General features: G+C 39.1%; 13 protein-coding genes. 5 read left to right on the top strand and 8 right to left on the bottom strand.

What is annotated here, in order from left to right; genetic code table 11:
* The first annotated feature begins 8 nt into the window (after nt 1-8).
* On the top strand, nt 9-1,289 hold the full coding sequence (locus tag U0033_RS24240; RefSeq protein ID WP_072365321.1) for a cbb3-type cytochrome c oxidase subunit I: 1,281 nt from the start codon (nt 9-11) through the stop codon (nt 1,287-1,289).
* A 162-nt stretch (nt 1,290-1,451) separates the two neighbouring features.
* Nucleotides 1,452-4,247 (top strand): bifunctional aconitate hydratase 2/2-methylisocitrate dehydratase, encoded by a 2,796-nt coding sequence (locus tag U0033_RS24235; protein WP_072365319.1) that lies wholly within the window; start codon nt 1,452-1,454, stop codon nt 4,245-4,247.
* Nucleotides 4,248-4,514: 267 nt separating this feature from the next.
* Here U0033_RS24235 and U0033_RS24230 read toward each other — a convergent pair whose 3' ends face one another.
* A complete protein-coding gene (locus U0033_RS24230; RefSeq protein ID WP_072365317.1) occupies nt 4,515-5,237 on the bottom strand; it encodes a nitroreductase family protein in 723 nt (240 codons plus the stop codon).
* Nucleotides 5,238-5,342: 105 nt separating this feature from the next.
* Between U0033_RS24230 and U0033_RS24225 the strand changes: the two genes are divergently transcribed.
* Together U0033_RS24225 and U0033_RS24220 are read left to right on the top strand one after the other, a co-directional pair.
* The gene (locus U0033_RS24225) at nt 5,343-5,711 is read left to right on the top strand and encodes a winged helix-turn-helix transcriptional regulator (RefSeq protein ID WP_072365315.1); all 369 of its coding nucleotides are present in this window, start codon (nt 5,343-5,345) and stop codon (nt 5,709-5,711) included.
* A gap of 510 nt (nt 5,712-6,221) precedes the next feature.
* A complete protein-coding gene (locus tag U0033_RS24220) occupies nt 6,222-6,560 on the top strand; it encodes a hypothetical protein (RefSeq protein ID WP_072365313.1) in 339 nt (112 codons plus the stop codon).
* Between the two features lie 93 nt (nt 6,561-6,653).
* Here U0033_RS24220 and istB read toward each other — a convergent pair whose 3' ends face one another.
* Together istB and istA are read right to left on the bottom strand one after the other, a co-directional pair.
* Nucleotides 6,654-7,409 carry an IS21-like element helper ATPase IstB gene (gene istB / locus U0033_RS24215; protein ID WP_072365439.1) on the bottom strand — a complete coding sequence of 252 codons (756 nt, stop codon included), beginning with the start codon at nt 7,407-7,409 and terminating at the stop codon, nt 6,654-6,656.
* 67 nt (nt 7,410-7,476) lie between these two features.
* Nucleotides 7,477-9,027, bottom strand: coding sequence for an IS21 family transposase (gene istA, locus U0033_RS24210; protein WP_322518435.1), 1,551 nt, complete (start codon nt 9,025-9,027; stop codon nt 7,477-7,479).
* 282 nt (nt 9,028-9,309) lie between these two features.
* On the opposite strand from istA, the gene U0033_RS24205 reads away from it, so the two are divergent.
* Complete coding sequence (locus tag U0033_RS24205; RefSeq protein ID WP_072366593.1) at nt 9,310-9,735, top strand: hypothetical protein; 426 nt, start codon at nt 9,310-9,312, stop codon at nt 9,733-9,735.
* 15 nt (nt 9,736-9,750) lie between these two features.
* Here U0033_RS24205 and brxL read toward each other — a convergent pair whose 3' ends face one another.
* The 5 genes from brxL to U0033_RS24180 are packed head-to-tail and all read right to left on the bottom strand — an operon-like array spanning nt 9,751 to nt 21,326.
* A complete protein-coding gene (brxL, locus tag U0033_RS24200) occupies nt 9,751-11,796 on the bottom strand; it encodes a BREX system Lon protease-like protein BrxL (protein WP_072366591.1) in 2,046 nt (681 codons plus the stop codon).
* 10 nt (nt 11,797-11,806) lie between these two features.
* A complete protein-coding gene (gene pglZ, locus U0033_RS24195; protein WP_072366589.1) occupies nt 11,807-14,122 on the bottom strand; it encodes a BREX-1 system phosphatase PglZ type B in 2,316 nt (771 codons plus the stop codon).
* Nucleotides 14,119-15,390, bottom strand: coding sequence for an McrC family protein (locus tag U0033_RS24190; protein WP_322518436.1), 1,272 nt, complete (start codon nt 15,388-15,390; stop codon nt 14,119-14,121). The genes pglZ and U0033_RS24190 overlap by 4 nt, the downstream gene beginning before the upstream one ends.
* Nucleotides 15,383-18,058 carry an McrB family protein gene (locus tag U0033_RS24185; protein WP_083571928.1) on the bottom strand — a complete coding sequence of 892 codons (2,676 nt, stop codon included), beginning with the start codon at nt 18,056-18,058 and terminating at the stop codon, nt 15,383-15,385. Before U0033_RS24185 ends, U0033_RS24190 begins: the two co-directional genes overlap by 8 nt.
* Nucleotides 18,059-18,071: 13 nt before the next feature.
* On the bottom strand, nt 18,072-21,326 hold the full coding sequence (locus U0033_RS24180) for an Eco57I restriction-modification methylase domain-containing protein (protein WP_072366583.1): 3,255 nt from the start codon (nt 21,324-21,326) through the stop codon (nt 18,072-18,074).
* Nucleotide 21,327 lies beyond the last annotated feature (1 nt).

Below are 21,327 nucleotides of genomic sequence, written 5' to 3'. Positions count from 1 at the left end.
GAATCTTAATGATGGACTTACAAAGATTATTTATCCGGTTTTCGCTGGCGCTGCTGCTGTTGACCGTTATTGCAGGTGTGCTTGCATCGTTCGCATTTTTATTTCCTGCAAGTTTTAATACCGTACTGCCTTTTCACGAATTACGCCCTGTACACGCATCTGCTGCTTTGTTCTGGATTATCACAGGCGCTGCCTGCTGTGTGAGTTATTTCAGTGGAAGGCAGAGCAAGCCTTTTATGATACTGTGGATGGTGACGATTGTCGTGATTTTTGTGAACTATGGTTTTCAAAATTATGGTGGCCGGGAATACTGGGAGTTTCCTGCTTATCTGAATCTGCCACTGCTGGCAGCATGGTTATGCTTTATGGCGGTGTTTATCCGACGTTTGCCTAAGGATACTCCCATTTATTACTGGATGTGGACAACGGGCATCCTCTTCTTTCTCATCACATTCATTGAACAAAATCTCTGGCATATTCCATGGTTCCGGTCTTCTTTTTTAAGAGAAGTAACCATACAATGGAAAGCAAATGGTTCTATGGTTGGCGCCTGGAACCAGATGATCAATGGCTTATCTGTATACCTGTTGGTTGCGATTAGCGGCAATGCAGGACTGGCGCAAAAGAAAAAAACCTGGTTCCTCTTTTACCTGGGTTTATTTAACCTGATGTTCAACTGGGGCCATCATGTGTATAATGTGCCGAATAGTAACTGGATGCGTGGTGTGGCTTACGGGGTGAGTATGACGGAATGGGTGATCATTATCCTCATCATCCGGGATTTCAAAAGTAACCTCTCAGAGGGGCGAAAATTCAGGCACCTGGTGGTGTATCGCTTTATCAGTGCTGCAGAGCTCTGGGTAGCGGCTAATTTGCTACTGGCATTGCTGATGAGCATTCCTGCCATCAATCGTTATACCCATGGCACGCACATTACCGTGGCGCATGCGATGGGCACTACTATTGGAATTAATACGATGCTGCTGCTGGCGGCTTTCGGGTATATCCTGGATGTGGACAGCCTTTCAGCACGCGTTCGGAAATATTTACAGATAGCAATAAGAATCAACACGTTAAGCCTGGCAGTGTTCTGGGTGTCATTGATCGTAGCGGGGCTGGTGAAGGGTGTTCTTTCAGTAGATCATCCTGAAAATAGCTTTTTTGACGTGATGGAGGCGATCCGACCCTACCTGGAGGCATTTACGGCTGCCGGCCTGGGGGTAATGATCGCCCTGGGGGTGATTTGCGTGATTTATTTGAAGCATTCCCGGCGGAGACAAACAGTTTAAGTTTTTAATAGATAAGCTATCTTAAATCAATTGGTTATCGAAACTAAAAATCGATAAAGCGATTTCTTTTGCCCTGCACTAACGTGTTATCTTCTCTCCGGCACTGTGTAATATTATTGACATTAGTTACCTTTGTGCCTCGCATTTAAAAAGAAAATTGCTATGAGTCGTTATAATGAATATCTTAAAGAGATAGAAGAAAGAAAAGGTCTGGGCCTACATCCGAAGCCGATTGACGGATCCGAATTACTGAGTGAAATCATCGCACAAATTAAAGATCTCGGAAATGTAAACAGGAAAGATTCTCTTAATTTCTTCATTTATAACGTGTTGCCAGGAACTACCAGTGCTGCTGGTGTGAAAGCTCAGTTTTTAAAGGAAATTATTCTGGGCACCTCCAAAGTTGAAGAGATCACGCCTGCTTTTGCATTCGAGCTGTTATCTCATATGAAGGGTGGTCCTTCTATCCAGGTATTGCTGGACCTCGCGCTGGGTGAAGATGCTGCTATCGCCAAAGCTGCTGCAGATGTACTGAAAACACAGGTATTCCTTTATGATGCTGACACTGATCGTCTGAAAGAAGCATTCAAAAACGAAAATCCAATTGCTAAAGAAATACTTGAAAGTTACGCAAAGGCTGAGTTTTTCACGAAGCTGGCCAGCGTACCTGAAGAGATCAGGATCGTAACTTTCATTGCTGGTGAAGGTGATATTTCTACTGACTTACTCTCTCCGGGTAACCAGGCACACTCCAGGTCCGACCGTGAACTGCATGGTTTATGCATGATCACTCCACAGGCACAGGCTGAAATCAGGGCACTGCAGGCACAACATCCTGACAAGAGTGTAATGCTGATTGCTGATAAAGGTACAATGGGCGTAGGTTCATCCAGGATGTCAGGTGTAAACAACGTGGCTCTCTGGACAGGTAAACAGGCAAGTCCATATGTTCCATTTGTGAATATTGCTCCGATTGTAGGTGGTACCAACGGTATCTCTCCTATCTTCCTCACGACTGTTGACGTAACCGGTGGTATTGGTATTGACCTGAAAAACTGGGTGAAGAAACTGGACGAAAATGGTAAGCTTGTTCGCAATGAACAGGGCGAGCATATCCTGGAAGAAGTTTACTCCGTGGCAACCGGCACAGTGCTGACCATCAACACGAAGACTAAGAAACTGTATAACGGCGATAAAGAACTGATTGACATTTCCAAGGCACTGACGCCTCAGAAAATGGAATTTATCAGGGCCGGTGGTTCATATGCGATCGTATTTGGTAAAAAGATCCAGACTATAGCAGCTAAGATCCTCGGTATTGAGCAAACACCGGTATTTGCGCTGCCAAAAGAAATTTCTGTTGAAGGTCAGGGTCTGACTGCAGTAGAAAAGATCTTTAACAAGAATGCAGTAGGCATTGCTCCTGGCAAAATATTACATGCTGGTTCAGATGTTCGCGTAGAAGTAAATATCGTAGGTTCCCAGGATACGACTGGTCTGATGACAGCCCAGGAGCTGGAATCTATGGCAGCTACCACGATTTCTCCAATTGTAGACGGTGCTTACCAGTCTGGTTGTCACACGGCTTCAGTATGGGATAAGAAAGCACAGGCAAACATTCCAAAGCTCATGAAGTTCATGAATGAGTTTGGACTGATCACTGCGCGTGACCCGAAAGGCGAATATCATTCCATGACGGATGTAATTCACAAAGTACTCAACGATATTACAATAGATGAGTGGGCGATCATCATTGGTGGTGACTCTCACACAAGAATGTCCAAAGGTGTGGCATTTGGTGCTGACTCAGGTACCGTTGCGCTGGCACTGGCTACCGGTGAGGCTTCCATGCCAATTCCTGAATCCGTGAAAGTAACCTTCAAAGGTGCCATGAAGGATCACATGGACTTCCGCGATGTAGTACATGCTACACAGGCACAGATGCTGCAGAAATTTGCTGGTGAGAACGTATTCCAGGGTAGAGTGATTGAAGTACATATCGGTACACTGCCTGCTGACCAGGCCTTCACTTTCACTGACTGGACTGCGGAGATGAAAGCAAAAGCATCTATCTGTATTTCTGAAGATGATACCCTGATCAAATCACTGGAAATTGCGAAAGGCAGGATCCAGATCATGATCGAAAAGGGCATGGATAACAGCAAGCAGGTGCTGCAGGGTCTGATCAATAAAGCTGATAAGAGAATCGCTGAGATTAAATCCGGTGAAAAACCAGCGCTGGCACCTGATGCAAATGCTAAATACTACGCTGAAGTGGTAGTTGACCTGGATGTGATCGTGGAACCAATGATTGCGGATCCGGATGTAAATAACGACGACGTATCTAAGAGATATACCCACGATACCATCCGCGGCCTGTCTTACTATGGTGATGCGAAGAAAGTGGATCTTGGTTTCGTAGGTTCCTGTATGGTGCACAAGGGCGATCTGAAAATCGTTTCCCAGATGCTGAAGAACCTGGAAAAACAACAGGGCAAGGTGGAGTTCCATGCACCACTGGTGGTAGCTGCTCCAACTTACAACATCATTGATGAACTGAAAGCAGAAGGTGACTGGGAGATCCTGCAGAAGTATTCTGGTTTCGAATTTGATGATGCTGCGCCAAAAGGTGTTGCACGTACAACGTATGAAAATATGATGTACCTGGAGCGTCCGGGTTGTAACCTGTGTATGGGTAACCAGGAGAAAGCGGCAAAGGGTGATACCGTAATGGCGACATCTACGCGCCTGTTCCAGGGTAGAGTGGTGGAAGATTCTGACCGTAAGAAAGGTGAGTCTCTGCTGGCATCTACACCGGTGGTGGTACTTTCAGCTATATTGGGAAGGATTCCTAATGTGGATGAGTACAAGGCAGCTGTGGAAGGTATTGACCTGACTAAGTTTGCGCCTCCGTTGAAGAATTTGGCGGCAGTGGGTAAGGATAGTTTGGCTTACTAAGATTTTAAGAGGATATATAAAAAAAGGTGGCTTGTAAACAAGCCACCTTTTTTTGTTTAAAAGTAAAAGCCCTACAGTAGTCACTGTAGGGCTTTTTGGGTGGAAAAGGGCGGGGAGATGTCAAAGTATTTATGGGATTTTGAACAAATTTGCCATTCTTTAAAACTATAACCCGCGATAGTAAAATATTTTGATGACTTTGCTACCAATTTTCAAATTATTGTATTTCATGCCCCATCGTTGCTGTGTAGTTGCTATATTATTTGATCAGTAAACTTTAACAACATCGCCAAAAGATCTGCGCCATTGTGGTTCAACATGCGCATCATCGCTTTTTTTACCAAAAGCGATAACAACCGGAATAACAGAGCCATACGGTAAATTTAAAAGGGATGCGATTTTTTGGGCGTTAAAACCTTCCATTGGGCAAGCGTCATAGCCTTTGGCCACAGCTGCCAGTAAAAGATTTTGTGCTGCAAAAATTGAATTTTTTGCTGTCCAGTGCCTGATCCCCATAGCACCGAGAGGCAGTATGGAAATCGCCGGTAAAAACCAGGAAAAAAAACCAAGTATCGGTGTCCAGATCACAAGTGGAGCAAATTTTAGAAAGACGCTCATTTTTTTAACAATGCTATGATGGTAAGCCTTTGATTTCTCTGACAGCACAGTGGAATGCTCCGTGTGAGCAGTATAACTTTTCAACGTTTCTTTTATGATACGCGTTCCAGATACGAATACAAACAGACTGCTTGCTTGTACCGCAGCGCGCTGACCGTTGCATGCTTTGGCAACCTTTGCTTTTATTTCGGAGGTTTTGATCCAGAGTATTTCATAGGGCTGGGAATTTGCACTTGAAGGAGCCAGTAAAGCTTCTTCCAATATATCCTGCACGTCCTGATCGGGAATTTGGACATCTTCAAAATCTTTAATTGCTCTCCGGCTCCTGTTTATTACTTTGAAAGTGTTCCAGTTTTGTGTTTCTAAATTCATAAAATAACGGTTTAATCAATGATCGGACAAACCTATGTATATTAGCTTTCTTATAACTGTAACTTACCTGGCGGTAAGTTCTTTCCTTTAGGTTAGTATTGCAAAATGGAAACACAACATAAAAGCGGGTGCACTTTTGAAGCTAGTCAGGCCACGATCATGCTGCCTGTTTTTGATTCCCTCGACGTGCTAAAAGGCCGGTGGCGGTTGCCTATATTGATTTCGCTGTTTTTTGGCGCTAAACGGTTTACAGAAATATCCAAAGCTGTATCCGGAATCTCGGATAAAGTACTGGCCAGAGAACTGAAAGAACTGGAATTAAATCAGTTGATTACAAGGACTGCTCACAATAGCTTTCCGCCAACTGTAGAATACTCCGCCACTCCTCATGGAGAATCAGTAGAAAGGCTGGTGATCGAGCTTAAAAACTGGGGGGAAAAACACCGGCAACAGGTCATTGGCAAATCATCTTGAAAAGAACTTTTGCTATTTATATTTGGTAAGTTATGGGTAGACGTGGGAGCGATATGTTGTAGTAAAAGAAAAAGGCTTTGAGAGGAAACTCTTCAAAGCCTTTTCTATCAAGTGGAGTCCGCCGACAGATTGTCGAACCAATTAAGTATTTTATTCACCCGTATGAATACTGTAAAGCAATTGATAGATAAATTTAAGCGCATATAATTTATTGAAAATATATTATTTTTAAATATCTGTTGTTTCGCCTTCGCGCCTTAAGCTTTAAAAGTTGTTCGTTTAATCCTAATGCAACATTACCTGTCCTATACGGAAGCCGCTGGGCCAGTCAAAACGGAGGATATCCTCCGTTTTGACTGGCCCTGTATCACCATAATAGACACAGTACCATCAAAAAGGCGATTTTGTTATGAAAGTTTTTAATTTTGAGCATATGTACTAATAGATTTTACATTTGCGATGATTATTATAAAAAAGGATGCTAAAGAAAAATTGCTTTAACCAAACTATATGAAAGCCATTTGTAAAAATATACACATCTTAATTTTTGGAATAATCAGCTTATTTTCCTGTGAAACTAATCATCAAAATTTATTAACAAATAACGAAACTGATTCTACAACTAAACCTGTTACCATTGATACAACAATATCAAATATGAATGTTGATTCGATTCAAAAAAAAGAATCCCTCCGATTACAAATTAGAGCATTTAATGATATTAATTTTGGAGTAGAATGTTTCAGTTCTGAGCAGTATCCTGGTTTTACAGATATACCTTACGGAGGACAAAGTATTTCTAATACTGATTTTCATTATGAATCGATTGATTGCGACAGTAAGTTGTAGTCGGTATTGGACAGTGTACAGTTTTTGGCAATTAAGGATGTACAATAAATATTGCCAGATAGGGGTACATTTTGGAAGGCAAAACTAACTGATTTAATCGATTGATGTGAAGATTGTCTTTCTGTTTTTCAACCTAAAGCTCTCCCCATTTAACTTCAATATTTCACATCTATATAAAATCCTATCAAGGATAGCTGTCGTAATCACTTCGTCTCCAATCGTTTCAGCCCACTCTTTGGGCGATTTATTAGTAGTGATGATGAAGGACGTTTTCTCATGGAGCATATTGATAAAATGGAAGAATGCATTCGCTTCATTCCTGGCAATATCGATCATCATGATATCGTCGATAACAACCAGATGGGCCTTTTGCAGGCGTTTATAGTCGGCCATGGCGGGTTTAGAGATGTCTCTTGTTCTGAGCATGGTCATAATTTCATCCATGGCTCTAAAATAGGCCCTATAGCCATTTTTGAGGGCATGATGGCAAAGCCCTGCAGAAAGGAATGATTTGCCGATGCCGTTTGGGCCGAGGACAATTAGATTAAATTTCTGATCCAGCCAGGTCAATTCTTTCAACTGTTCCAGGCGGGAAGCAGGCATTCCTTCTACCAGTGAGCAATCATATTCCTGAAGATTATGGGTGATAGGCAGACGGGCCTCTTTTGTTTTACGTTCCATATCTTTTAGGTTTCTGTGTTGGATCTCAATGTCCAATAGCTTTTCAGCAAATTCCAGATAACTAATTCCTTCTGCAGAAGCATTATCAGCTATTGACTCAACCTGAGACCCTATTGCGCCCAGCCTAAGTTGTCTACAATGCCCGTTAATCTTTTCTTTTGATTTCATATGCTTTTGATTATTAAATAAAAATGAGGGTAGAGTGAGCATGCATGCTCACTCTACCCTCACCGGTTTAACTGTTAAAAATCTTTTCATAATCACCCAGATCCCTTTTGTCTGGCTGGATAGCGGCCTTTCTGGTGCTATTACGATCCAAAAGAATAATTTTCCCTGTCTGGGCGTATTCTTCCTTATTCTCCTGCTCATGCATCTTTAAAAGATCCCTGAAGACAATTGCACTGGCATATTTTTCCCGAACACATTTCTCCAATACTTTATCATAGGTTTTTTGATCATGCTCCAGAATGGCCTCCCTGATAGCTAATAACTGATCTCTCAGATATCTGGCTTTTTGTTCCCGGATCATTTCAAAAAATTTGATGGCCAGAGACCTATCGGTAAACATTGCCGCAACCTCTTCCATCAAAACATTCAGCTTTTGAGATTTATCTCTTTTATGATCGCTATTGATGATTTTGTTCCCCTTGCTATTTGCGATACCATGTTTGCACAAAAACTCGTCCTGCTGGCTATAGACATGCAATTCATTTTCTTTGCGGTAGATTTTGACCTCAACGTCCTTCTTGTAGGTTCCCTGGGGCACTGAATAAAAATTACCCTCAAGAGAAAATGTATTATCTTTCCTTAAGTACCGCAAAATATAAGCTGGCTTGTGTTTTACCGGCATCCATGGCTTTAAATAACCCTGTTCGATGTCCCATTCGGCAAAAGGCACTTTTCTTGTAGTGGAATGTGCTACCCCATTTCCGGTTCGCGTCAACCACCCTAAGACCTGCTGCTGAAGGGTTTCTATGTCATAATAGACCCTGCCATATAAGAAATTTCCTTTTACATATTTCACGACATTTTCTATTTTGCCCTTACTTTCCGGATCACTTTTTCGGCAAAAATGAAGGCCCAGAGCCTGTTCACGTACATAAGCTTTAAATTTTGAAGTGAGCAACAAATCACCTATTTGCTCACTGGACAACAGTAGCTTATCCTGGTCATAAACCAATTCAGCTGTAATCCCATTAAAATACTGGAATGCAGCTTCATGGGCATTGATAGTGGTGTCTGTTGTAAAAGGAATGGATGAGAAGTAGACATATTTCATCCGGGAGCGGGATAACATCATGGTGAAGAAATGCACTTTCTTCTTTTTTGCCTCACTGTTCCGAAGATAATACTCTCCAAAGTCGGCTTGTGCCTGTTGACCATAGGGTAACTCCTCTACTACAAAGTATTCCCTGTCGATGGTTTCTAACGGAATGTTGTACTTCTGCCGGATACCCATTACATAGTTGTAAACTGTCTTGGGATTCAACCGTGGCAGATCCTTATAGTGTTCTTTAAGCCAGTCTAACATTTGCGCAGCACTGGCTCCAGGAGCTGCTATCAGTCTTCCTTTTACAAAGTCTTCGTATTTGTCCAGAACTTTCGGGCGGATATCCTGTTTTATCAGGAACTCTTCGTACTCCGATTCACTCATTGCTAAATACCGGGCTATGGTGCGTCTATCGCATACTGCGTACTTTGCTATGGCTAAATTACTTAGCCCCTCCCTTGCCAATCTATGAATTTCATGATACATGATCCAATTACTCATTGTCTTTTTATCCATTTTACCCTCTTTGATGTAGAGCAAAACTGGGAATTTAAAAGTTGATCATGTACCCCTATACTCGCAATTGTACATCCTTATTTACCAAAACTGTACATTCTTATTTACCGAAGATGTTCATTGCTATTTACCGAAACTGAGCATCCTTATTTACCAAAGTTGTACAATACTAATTGCCATTTTTAGGACATCCTTATTTACCGATCACATAAGTACGGGCTGTACTCTTTTAGATTAAATCAAGCTGAGAGAATTTTTGATCTTAATGCGTTAAATAAAATTTTGCAAAGTATTACAAAAGTAGTTTCCTATAAATATGGCAAACCGAAGGTAATAAATGAAACGTTTAAGAAGGGGGGACAATTTCCTAAAGATTTTAATCACAAGGTATTGTATGAAAAAAATGAAGGACTTTATGATCCATTGCCAAAAGATGACTATAAAGGAAGATTCTTGTATCACTGGAATTCAGATTCAATTATTATCAAGTTGGGCTATTTTAAAGATTACGCGGATTCACCCATTTATGCTAATGATGGAAACTCATCAATAACTAAAAGTACAACTAGAAATATTTCGGGGTTTACCTATGAAGAAGCATACAGGGTATCCCTTTATTTCGAATCCAAAGTCATCAAAAAAATAGTCAATTCAGAAAACAAAAAGGTCCATGACTCGATAAATGAAACCGATAAGAGTAAATTTTAAAATTATGGAGAAGAACTAATCCAGTAAAGCCTTTATCAAGCAATCCTTTAAATCTATATAATACTGGATATTAATTTTTGTAATCATCTCGTCCGATAGCTCATTTAATTGTTTTCTGGCGTTCAAGGGTACTAACAACGTTGTTGCACCCTTTTCCACTGCAATTTCGGCAAGGTTCACAGCATTGTAAACCATGTCCAGTGAACCGCCTAAATTTAATTGCCCTACTAGTATAAGACCTCCTTTGGTATTTTTTTCAAGTATAGCACTACACATTCCAATTAACACGGCCATGCCCATTCCATTACCACTTTTGGATGCATCAAATGATCGCAACTGAATAGAAAATTCATTCATCCTTGCATCTCTGTCACCAATGAGCTCTTTATTTTTACTATATAAATTTTGCTCGGCATAACGAACACTTTCCTGAAACTGCGGCGGAACGGGTTTGTTCAGTATCTTGACACCCGATCCAGGACCGGCATTGATTTCAATTTTATACAATCCTGTTGTATCATCTTGCCCACCTGCATTCAATGCCCAAATTTGACCAGGGGGCAGTGGATCTTCACTTATAGTATTTTCGCTATGAATTTCAGGTGTAGTTACAAAAGTTTCAACTCCATCTTCGCCAATACGATAACTAAAATGAGTATTTCTAAATTCTGCTGAACCAATCCTTTTCTGCTGCTCTTTTACCCTTCTTCTATACTCTAAGGCAATTTTGACTGCCCATTCCAGCAATTCATCAGCAACAGGAGCTTCTGGATTGGGTTGCATTAACTTCAATAGTCCATTTATTGTTTTATTTACTGCAGTAGTGTCGCGTCCACTTAGAGCACCACCATAATCAATGCGTTGCAAAACAGTAGAAATGCGACTGATATCTCTTAACCGGGTCCAGCACTCTGCCAGGAAATCACTTACCAAACCAAAATGATTAGTGAAATATGTTTTATTAAGTTTTGGAAAATCCCACCCAGGAACAAACGCATGAATGCGGTCCATAAAGGCTGTATCATCCCTCATTTCCTTAGGCATTGGGCCAAATAAATGACTTATGCGCTGTTGATGTTCTACATCTACATCAAAGTTGCCAACCATCACAATTCCGCCATCAGCCCGAATAGGTTCTTTACCCCGACTGAATTCTCCACTTTCCATGTAACCTTTCATGATGTTTACACCATCTTTTTGGTCGAAGGAAACACCAGAGACTTCATCAAAACAAATTACATCATATTTACAAACAAGGCCTCTTTCACCATTACCCATATTTACAAACATCTTGGCCACTGTGGCCTTTCCTCCTGAGATCAAATGTGAATAAGGGGAAATTTGTTGATATAAATGTGATTTTCCCGTTCCTCTAGGCCCTAATTCAATTAGATTATAATTTCGCTCAACAAAAGGGATCATTCTAACAAACAGAACATTTTTTGCTTTTTCTGACAAAAGAGAAGGTTCCATTCCTACGCTACGTATGAGAAAGTCTTTCCATTCTTCTAAAGTGAAATGCTCTCTTCCTTTATATAAAACCTGCAATACATCCCGTTGAGACAACTGAATTGGCCGGATATTTTTTATACCAAAAGGACGACCATTATTTTCCAGAGCAATAGCCGCATCGTATTCTAATTCAATTTCTGCATAAAACCCACCCGTAAGCATTCTGTCATTCTCATAAACTACTTCTGATGGGATCCTTACTTTATTCAACCTCAAACTAGGTAGATAGGCTAAATAACTACCAGAATCAGCATCTAATTTGGCAGTTATAATGTCTATTAATTTAACCACGCCCTCCTTTTCAGCTTTTGATTTGAAATATTCCTCTTCACCAGGACGCACAGTTCTGGCTTGCAATTGTCGTTTTACTATCTCCAAACCTTCTTGAATTTCATTTTCAATAATTGTAGCGCAATATCTGCCCAAAAGAAATTCAATTACATAAGTGGGAACGGGATAGGTTTTCCGAAACTGCTCCAGCAAATCCTTCCGTACTATATAACCTTCGAAAGCATTAGCAGATAATTGATCAATCTTATCTAATCCCATATGTTAATTTTTATCCACCTACAGTGGTTGGTTTTTTATCTATGATCCTTTCCTCTTCATCAAGTAATACAATGGTAGCGGCAGCATGCTCAGCAGCATCATCAACCATCAATGAAACCGTATTATCTTTTAAATATTTACTAATCGATAATACAATTGACGATTTTTCATCACTATACTTTGTGCGAATATCGATAGAATAACCATCAGGCACAACATCAGTGGTTATTACACATTTCAAATTAATCCACTTTACAACCTTAATTTCTGCATGAATAAAAGAAGTCACTGCGTTTTCAACTAACAATACGGGTATTAAGCATTCATGAATTGATATCCCCCCATGCGCATATTCTTCATTCTTTTTGAAAAAAGATATACCAGAAGCATAAGCAATAAAGATGGAAGGATTCCAACGCCAAGGAAGATGTAATAGGTCTGTCTTTGCCCCTTCCTTTATATAAGCACAGCGCCCCCAGCGGGTTTCGGCCAACTCTTTTTTTAATTCTTCTTTTGGTAGACCACCTGGCAATAACAGCCATCCATGATCTGTTACAATTTTAATTCTTTTTACACCCTGCCTAAAAATATTGTCAATAACCTCCTGTACCTGATCAAATAATTCCTCTATTCTCTTTACAATACCTGACTGTTCAACATGGCCTTTCGTGTCAATGTCTCCTATTTCCTGCCAATATTTTTTTTGTATATCTATTTTAGATGAATTAGTAATGTAGGTATAATTATTTACAGTCAACGCTTCGCGGAAGGCTCCAGGTTGTAAATCCTTCCCTGACTTTAGCTGCGGTCTAAATTCATTAATTTGACTCGAAGTTGATATAGAGCTAGTAACAGGAGAAACGTTCGGCTTGGCTGTTGGCGTTAAACTTGGAATAGCAGACCAGGTTGAACTTAATTCAACATTATATTTTTGTTGTTGCAGTCGAGTAAAAAATTCCTCTGCTAATTCAAATCGAAAAGCATCAACAAACAATATAAACGATTCCGTTTCCGTAAATGTCGAATGATCTGTAAATATGGATTGATCATTTTTAACCAATGTCTGAAACTTTTGTGTAACAGACTCTAACCAAGGTTTATATATGGTTGATAGTACAGACTTGACTACGACCTTATCTTTCTCTGTTTTCACCGCTGCCAAGGATTTTCTCATTGACTGATCTATCCTATAACCGCTATTTTTATAATATTCTTTTAATTCGTTGATGGAATGAAATGGAAATGCTTCAATGGTTTTTTCAGCTACAACCAGTAAATGAACTAACGCATTTGCCAAAGGAGTTTGACCCAATTCCGCCCAAACCCAGCTTCTTCTCAGTCCATGTTGCGTTTCTAGAACCCGTAATTTATTTACTGTCTCCTGGGGTTGCAATTTTGCAATTGCAAGCAAAGCTTTATTTAGCTCTTCTTCTCTTGCTTCATTAACCTGCGGCCAGCTTTCATCAGGAAATGCAAACATGCCACTGCCTAAATCTGGCGGCTTTGCCAGCCTTAATAAATCTGGTATTTCCGGGTACTTTTTAGGTGCATGGGTATAATGCTGCCACACATATTTCCAAGCATTTCTTTGTACCCCCAGTTTTTCAACTATTGCCTTTATATTTTTATGATCCGGTTCAAAATCATATTGCGATTTACAGAGATTATAAAAAATCTCTTTCTTTCCCACATCCATTTTAGATAAGGTGATTTCGCCTTTACAAATCCATTTCAAAATGGATGGAATAATATCAGGAAACAGCTGATTATTTAAATATTCGGCGTCAACGATGGTTCTTCCATGCAATACGTCACGGTCCTGAAAAATAGATGGCAATGCCTTTTTCAATGCTTCCTTTGTGGCCGCGTCCTGCCCTACTTTAATGCCTAAGCCACTTATAGGATTCTGCAAAAATGCAAGTATCGTCCATTCTCTGCCATTCTCTTGTGTAAATACAGTTCCGGTATATTGATACTCCATTATGGGTTGAAAATCCAAACCTGCATTTTGTATGTTTTTTAGATCGTTTTTTGAAATGCCTGGTAAATAAATAATAGGAGTTTCCGAACTAGCCCAATCTGCTTCGGGCAAGGACTGGGTAATCATACATTTAAGCCAAATTGCAGGTCCTTGCTTTTTTGAACTATTGTAGGAGCCATATATTAATAAGGCGGGAAAAGTCTTTTGTAATTCAGGTATAATCGATGACCACAACATTTCAGGATCAGGCCAAAGTATAACTTCTGGCATTACCATAATATTGCTATTATGTTGCCTGGCCTGATGTAAAGCAGCTACAACCTTATCGCAAATACTTAACTTCATTTTAAAATTTCCTTTTTCAAGAACATATTTATTCGCCTGCCAATAGTCATATCTAACTTCTGATTTGTTTTATCTAGAACAGCAATTTTCATTACTCCACAGTCATGCGTTGGCAATCTCTTCAATTTTTTCATATATGTTCCTTCATAATAAATGGGTTCATTCGTATATAATGCACTCGGATATACAAGAAATGCCTTTTTCCCTTGCCAATATTCATTATAAACAAACATCTGCTTTAGATCGGCATCTGCAGGAATGTTATTATCAGGTAATTTCCATTTAGTATCTAATACGACTTTGAAATCATTAGTGGTGTTATGAATTATTATATCTGGCCTAATAGTTTTTACACTATTACTCTTTTTCAACTGCCAGAATCCCTTAGAATTTTGCGACTTGATCACCCAACCGGCGGGCTTGTTCTTAAACAACTGCCTGTAGATATACTCTTCCCATAAATCATTCATATCAAACAAAATTGCCAATACAAAATTTTGCCCCGTATTAATATCTGGTCTGTAATTCAATAAAAGCATCGCGGCAATTTCTATGGTTCCTTTGTAATAATCCGTTTTCCTACTAAAGACCAGTTTATCAAAAGTTGATGGCAATACCTTGATATCTTCCAATTCGGGAAAAGACAGTAATAAATTGTATACCCGGTCTTTCAAAAACGAACTATTACTAATAATAGGAACAAGCTTTAAAGCTTTAAGTAATAGCTGGTTGAATATGTTTTCTTTATCGAAAATTTGATGCCGAGTGTAGAACCGTTCTTTATGTACGAGGTTTTGCTGAATCTGACTATTAAAAAGCAGCTTACCTTTCAATGCAGTACAATTTTTTTCAATACGTCTATATTTTTTTACAAGCCCCATTTTCATTATTTCTTCGCACCCCTGAACAAACATTTCAAGATATGCTTCTAAAATGCTATTCGGCTTGAACCGCAGTGAAGCTTTCTCATGTGCATATACTTGCATCCATCGGCATTCTTGCAACATATCAATCAAAACCTTCTGCCAGATTGCTTTTTCTCCTTTTTCTACTGCCTGACTAATTTTAGGTAAAATCTCAATGGTAATATTTCCAACCTGAATTACCCCTACATATTGATTGAATCTTACGCCCTTGGGTGTTAACGTAAAAAAGCAGCTGCCGTGGGTTTCATTATACCATCCCATCGCTTCCCAATGCCCCCTGGTAAAACCATGCTCACCAATGAGTAGCTGCTTATGTTCAAAAACTTGTATAGGCTTATTCATCTTCATCAAAAAGCAACGTGTTGATTTGTATTTCCAGTGATTTAAAGTCAGCAATAGACAATTCTACACCAGACTTTAATTCAAATTGCCAGGATTGATCGTATTGCCCTGCCAGGCTATTGCCTCCGGAAAATGAGGCAAAAATGTTGCTGTTAATTTGCATCTGCTTTTTAAAAAAAGCATCCCCCAATACAAGGCCTAATTTTTCATAATCATTATAGAAATATTCCTGCAACAAAGGCAAGATTTTATTATCATATATCTTTTTTAAGCCTTTTATGTCAGTAACATTCCAAAACCAGGCGTGGCCAATTGTGTGATCATTATCCTTAAGAACTCGTAACCGTGTATTAATTGTTTGGAGTATCTTTGAAAGATCAATACCATCGGTTGTTAAACCAAGCGTGCTTTCTTCAGGCATCTTAGGCACAAAAGAAAATCGTCTTCTCAAGGCAGTATCTAAAGCTTCTATACTTCTATCAGCGGTATTCATTGTGCCAATGATGTATATATTCGGTGGAACTCCAAAGCTATCTTTTGAATAAGGCAGCTTTGCTTTTAAAGCTTCATCTTTTCCTAGTCGTTTGTCATCCTCAATTAAGGTAATCAACTCGCCAAATATATTCGATACATTCCCTCTATTAATCTCATCAATTATAAGGACGAATCTCTTTTGGTTTTCAACATTATAATTCTCGGCTGTTAAGGATTCAATAATTTCCTTTTTGTCTTCGTACGAATATTCCTTTCCTACAATAGTATTATTACTTTTATCGTTCAAATCAGATGACCGCTTTCTGATTGCATTGAGAATGCTCCAATACGCGGATGAATTACTACCTCCAATTTCTGTTCTGAATTGTTTGTTTATATTCGTGACATCATTTAAAGCAGGAAAGGCCTGCGAAAGTTTGGCCAACCTCCGTTTTGAAACTGTATAGGGTCTATTGCCGTCAATGTGTCTTACCCAAATATTATTTCTATCAGAAACGCCTTCGACAGTTAACTTACCTCCGCTTCTTGTTGGCAATTCAATTTTTTTACCTTTTGAAAATTGCTCATTGATCGAATCTAAAAAGTTATCATATTCGGCAGAAAAGTCGAGTACTTTTTCTGTTTCGGCATTGGCAGTTTTCCTTACATAAGAAAATGAGGCTTCTGTACATATTTTTTTAAATATGCCATCTTCAACAGCATAGTATAATTGCTCACCCTCCGATGTAGGTTCAATAGGTTTTATGCCCTCAATAAAGTCTTCATAATTCATACTTTGATGGAAAGTACAAAAAACAATTTGTCCATCTTTCGTATAAAGGTCGAACCGTCGTTTAACTTCTTCTCTATCTTCTGCTAGTATGGAATCAATGCCCTTATTTTCTACTATTGCTACCGAATGGCTTACACTATGAAATGTTTTGCCTGTCCCTGGGGGACCAAATAAAATAGTATTTAAGAACATAATTTTAAAATTTTGATCATCTCTCTCATCACCATTACTTTCAGATGTTTCATCTTTGCTTTTTAGAAACTCTAGATTCATCTTTGGAATGAAGAGGTTCTCATTTAAATAATCAAGATCTCCAGGCTTAATTTCCCAAAAGGTTGAATTGCCGCTTGGCATTGTTTGGGAACGAAAAGATTTTAAGCCTGAAATATTACTATCAACTGGAAAATATAGCGGCTCAATTTCCCTGTAAATCCATTCTTCTTCTTCATCGCCCAATAAAGCTGCATATTCATCATTGAATGGTTTTGCATCTGAAATTACTTTTGCTACTGCAATCATTTTATCCCCACCATAACACAGGTAAACAAAATCACCAATCTTTAGATCATGCTCAAAGGCCTCTCCAGCTCCTTTACCTGTGTATCTGCTTAATGATATCCAGTTATTTTGTTCAAGAACTTTTATAATCCCTGACTTAACAAAATCAGTACGCTTTACAAATACTCCATGGGAAATTTTATAAAGTCTGCTCCCATTCAAATAATGTACCCTTCTAAGATTTAGCTTTCCATCTTTACTTAGGTGATGAGCGAAATAATCCAAACCGCCAAAATCAGTTTCTTGAATTAAACTATTTATTTCATGGTATTCCTGAATTGATGTAGGATAATAATTCGAAAGCCCCAGCCATTTTTTAAAGTTTTGATGACTGTTGTTAACAATTGGAAACATTTCCGGATTGATGTAGTACAACCAGGGAGAATAAATTCCTTTTTTAACTTGTGGTATGTTTTTATTATCAAACGCATTACACAAATCAATTGCGTCCTGCTTAGATTTAATCTTGTAGGCGTCCAATAAGAACTGCCTAATAACAAGCAATTGCTTGGACGAAAGACCTGAAATTCCAGTCTTTCCAGCATTTGTATAGCCTGATTCTCCAATTTTATAAGCTTGTTCACTTAGCTTTTTTCTTACAGATTCATCAGCTATTAAGGCACCAAGCTTATTATCAAAGTTTTCATTACTACAGTTGAACTTAAAAATTTGAATAAGATCAGTTAGATGCTGATTTGTGAGCATTTCATTTTTCAAAACCTCCCAAATAATGGCACGAAACACCGGCACTATCGTCTTTTGTGCCATCCGTTGTTTATATGCCTCGGATGTTTTAAAAGTCGAGTATTGTTCAACAAATGCTTTTATGTTAGTTTGGTTCATCGTCAGTTAGTTATTACCTTACCTTCCTTTTTTCTTCCAAACTCAAATGTTTGTTATTATCCCTGACTTCACCCCAATAAGAACTTGGTGGATTTTTACCTCTATCAATACCCCACTTTATGTTGGGCTTTTTGCGCAATACATCGGCAGTAATAAATGGACGGATATTTAATCGAACACCATCATCTAAATCCGGCTCCCATCCGATAGGCTGCCGTTCTAACGGCTTCCACCGAACAAATATGTCATAAGGGGCTTCGCCCTCCAGGATGGCTTCTAGTTTTTCTTTAAGTTTAAGAGCAGCACTGAGCAAACCTTCGGCACCGCTTTCCCCGGATTTCTTTTTTGCTTCACATTGGCGAATCCAATCGCCCAGGTATGTGAATATGAGGCGTTGGAGATTTTCCTTATTTAGTTTGTGGTAATTAACGAGGGCGGAGAAACCATCCTTACGGCCATCCCAGATATGCCAAATAAAAGGGCGGTTTTGAAATAGTTTACAATGCTGTTCAAAAAAAGAAACGCGCAGCCAATCTTCTAAATTGGATTCTTTTGCTCCTTCTTTTCGTAGCAACTGGCTAATAGTATTATTGCCCCATTCGCTACCAAAAACAGCCTGTAAATAAGTCCGTAATCTTTCAGAAGCGCCTAGTTCACCATTCACTGAAGGAATACAAAGTATACCGTCTTCATCTATTAAGCTATTAAAACCCTTTATTTGTTTAATTAATTCTTTAGCGTCAACAGCCAATTCCATTTCTGAATCATTTTCTGCAGGCCAGCGATATCCCAACAAACGAATAGAAGCAGCTTGTAAAGGACTTTCAGCTTTTGCTGGATGCCCATGAAATAACCATTGGGTTGCACCATCACTGTAAGGTTTAGGCAAACCATTTGGATATTTTACATCAGCAACTTTTTGCCAATGCTCAATATCAAAAGGAATTTTTATTAAAGTCGAAGGATTTACACCCATTTTTTTATCTAATACTCTCACATCCCTAATAAATTCCGCAGACTCCAAAAAACTCCAAATTTGCTTTAAATAATCATTACTCTTAGGAATTATAATGGCGCCATTTTGATCGTACAATTTTGCAACTGCAATTGAACAAGGAAGATTGCCCATTCTATGAACGACAAATCCTAAATGCACTTTTTCTAATTTCTCTTGGATGTCTTTTGACAATCTATCTCTAAATCCGGTTTGCTTAACTAACTTTCCTTTACCATTTTCCCAAAATATTATTTGCTCCAAGCCTTCATAAAAGGATGGCTTACTGGAAGTCCGTTGAAAATATTCGTAATTTTTCCCAACTAATGGTACTTCCCAAAAGCATCTTATAAATTGATCATTATCCCCTGTCTGAATACCAATGTTTGATGTTGCATATTCGCTAAGGAGTTTACCTCTATTTTCTGATATTTGAAGAGTTACTCGTGAATCTGGGTTCTTCAACTGCCCTAATTGGTTTAATTTTACTAGCTCATTAGATTTGAGAAGGCTATCTTTCAATTCAACCGAAGATGCTTCCGAAACGTCTATACTTGAAAGCTGATGATTATGATCTGGAATAATATTGGAAATAGCTACAACAATCGCTTTTACAACTTCACCAGAAATTTGGCTGAAAGCTCCAGAACCTAATGTTCCAACAAGATTCCATATTTTAGTATTTAATAGCCTTTCCCTGAATTTTTTATACGATGTAATAAGTAGCCAACTTTGTGGCAATACTGAACAAACAGTCCCTCCCAATATAGCCATCTTAAGCTGCTTGTCTAAAAATACAGTAGCTAAATCAGATTTTGCCTCGAAATAATATTTTACTGAAAAATTATATAAGCAATCATCCATTTTCCCTTTTCCCAAATAAGGCACATTTGTAATTTGAAGAACATATTTCCTGGCCAATATTTGTCCCGCCTTTGCAATACCCGCAGCCATCACTCCTCGTTCTATCTGATCCTTATCGGCCTCGAACTCTAATGCCTTTAATAAGGCGGGTTGCAGTTCCTTAAAGCTTGCAGTATACATATCAGCCTTAATTGTAGACGGATCAAGCAAGCTACCCAGTTCCGGCGCTAACTGAAAATGATCATATAATACTTTCATCCCATTTTCCATCCTCGCTTTTAATAAAGGGTCTACAACCTTGCCAACCAATTTTACCCAATCTTCTCTTTTCCCTTTAGGGGCAAGACCACTGCATGCAATATTCATCTCCGGTAGCGGTTTATAATAACCGATAAACTTCCAAGCAGTTAAGGCCAAATTGAAAGCTGCTATTTGAGTACAACGAGCATCTAGCTCCAAACCATGTAAGTTTTCGGCAATTACTTTATCTGTTGCATCTTCCTTGTTTAAGCCTTCTTCATACATTCTGAGTAAAGCAAAAACTGGAAATAAACTTGCGATGAAATGACCACTTCCCATGCAAGGATCAAGGCTTGTTATTTCTTTTGTTGAATTGGGCCAGCCCTGAAAGGTTCCGGCTGCCGGAGTGCCATCTTCGAATAGGCGCAGATATTCAAATTTTACAGGTGGCGTTTCGTTAGGGTGTCGGCTTACCCACCAGGCGCCAATAGTATTGTCAATTAAAAAATGAACCATATACGGCTCTGTAAACAATTGTGTAACAGCTGGCAATTTCTCTCCATCAATTTTTTCATGGCTGTCATTTATTGCTTTTTTTGCCTCGCTTTGCCAAAACTGATAAACCCAGCCCAGCGCATCATCAGCTGTGAAAATGTAATTGTCCAAACCATCTAAAACCTCTTCTAACTTAATCCTATCATTACTAGCAAAATGTGTTTGCATTAATGGATCTTCAGGCCTGAAAATAACTGGTAACATTGTGGAGGCGTAAGTAGCAGCAGCTTCCCACTTGTCTGTTAAGTTTTCTTCTTTGGCCAACTCCTCACATTCGTCCATGGTTACTGCAACACCGGAAGTGTGCAACAACAGCCAATTTGCTTCCAAGAATTTAGCAAACAACATTTTATGCCAGTTTTCGTACGCTAATTCATAACTCAAATGGTCTATCTGCTGATTGCCAGTCGAAGGCAATTCATCGCCTAATAATCTAGCTTTGTTGCGAAGCCTGTTACGTAGTATTCTTTGCTCCGGGTTCATGTGAGCAAAAGGCTCAGGATTATTTACAGCCAATCCATGCAAAGCATTTCTCGCACCCGCTTCTGCTATCTTTCTCGCTTGCTTTACAGCAGATTCTAAAGTGTTTCGTTGTTGGATGGTTAGTACGGGCATT

It is taken from the genome of Chitinophaga sancti (assembly GCF_034424315.1).
Taxonomy (GTDB): domain Bacteria; phylum Bacteroidota; class Bacteroidia; order Chitinophagales; family Chitinophagaceae; genus Chitinophaga; species Chitinophaga sancti.
The sequence above is the reverse complement of the archived record's forward strand: the minus strand, read 5'-3'. Positions and strand labels throughout refer to the sequence as shown.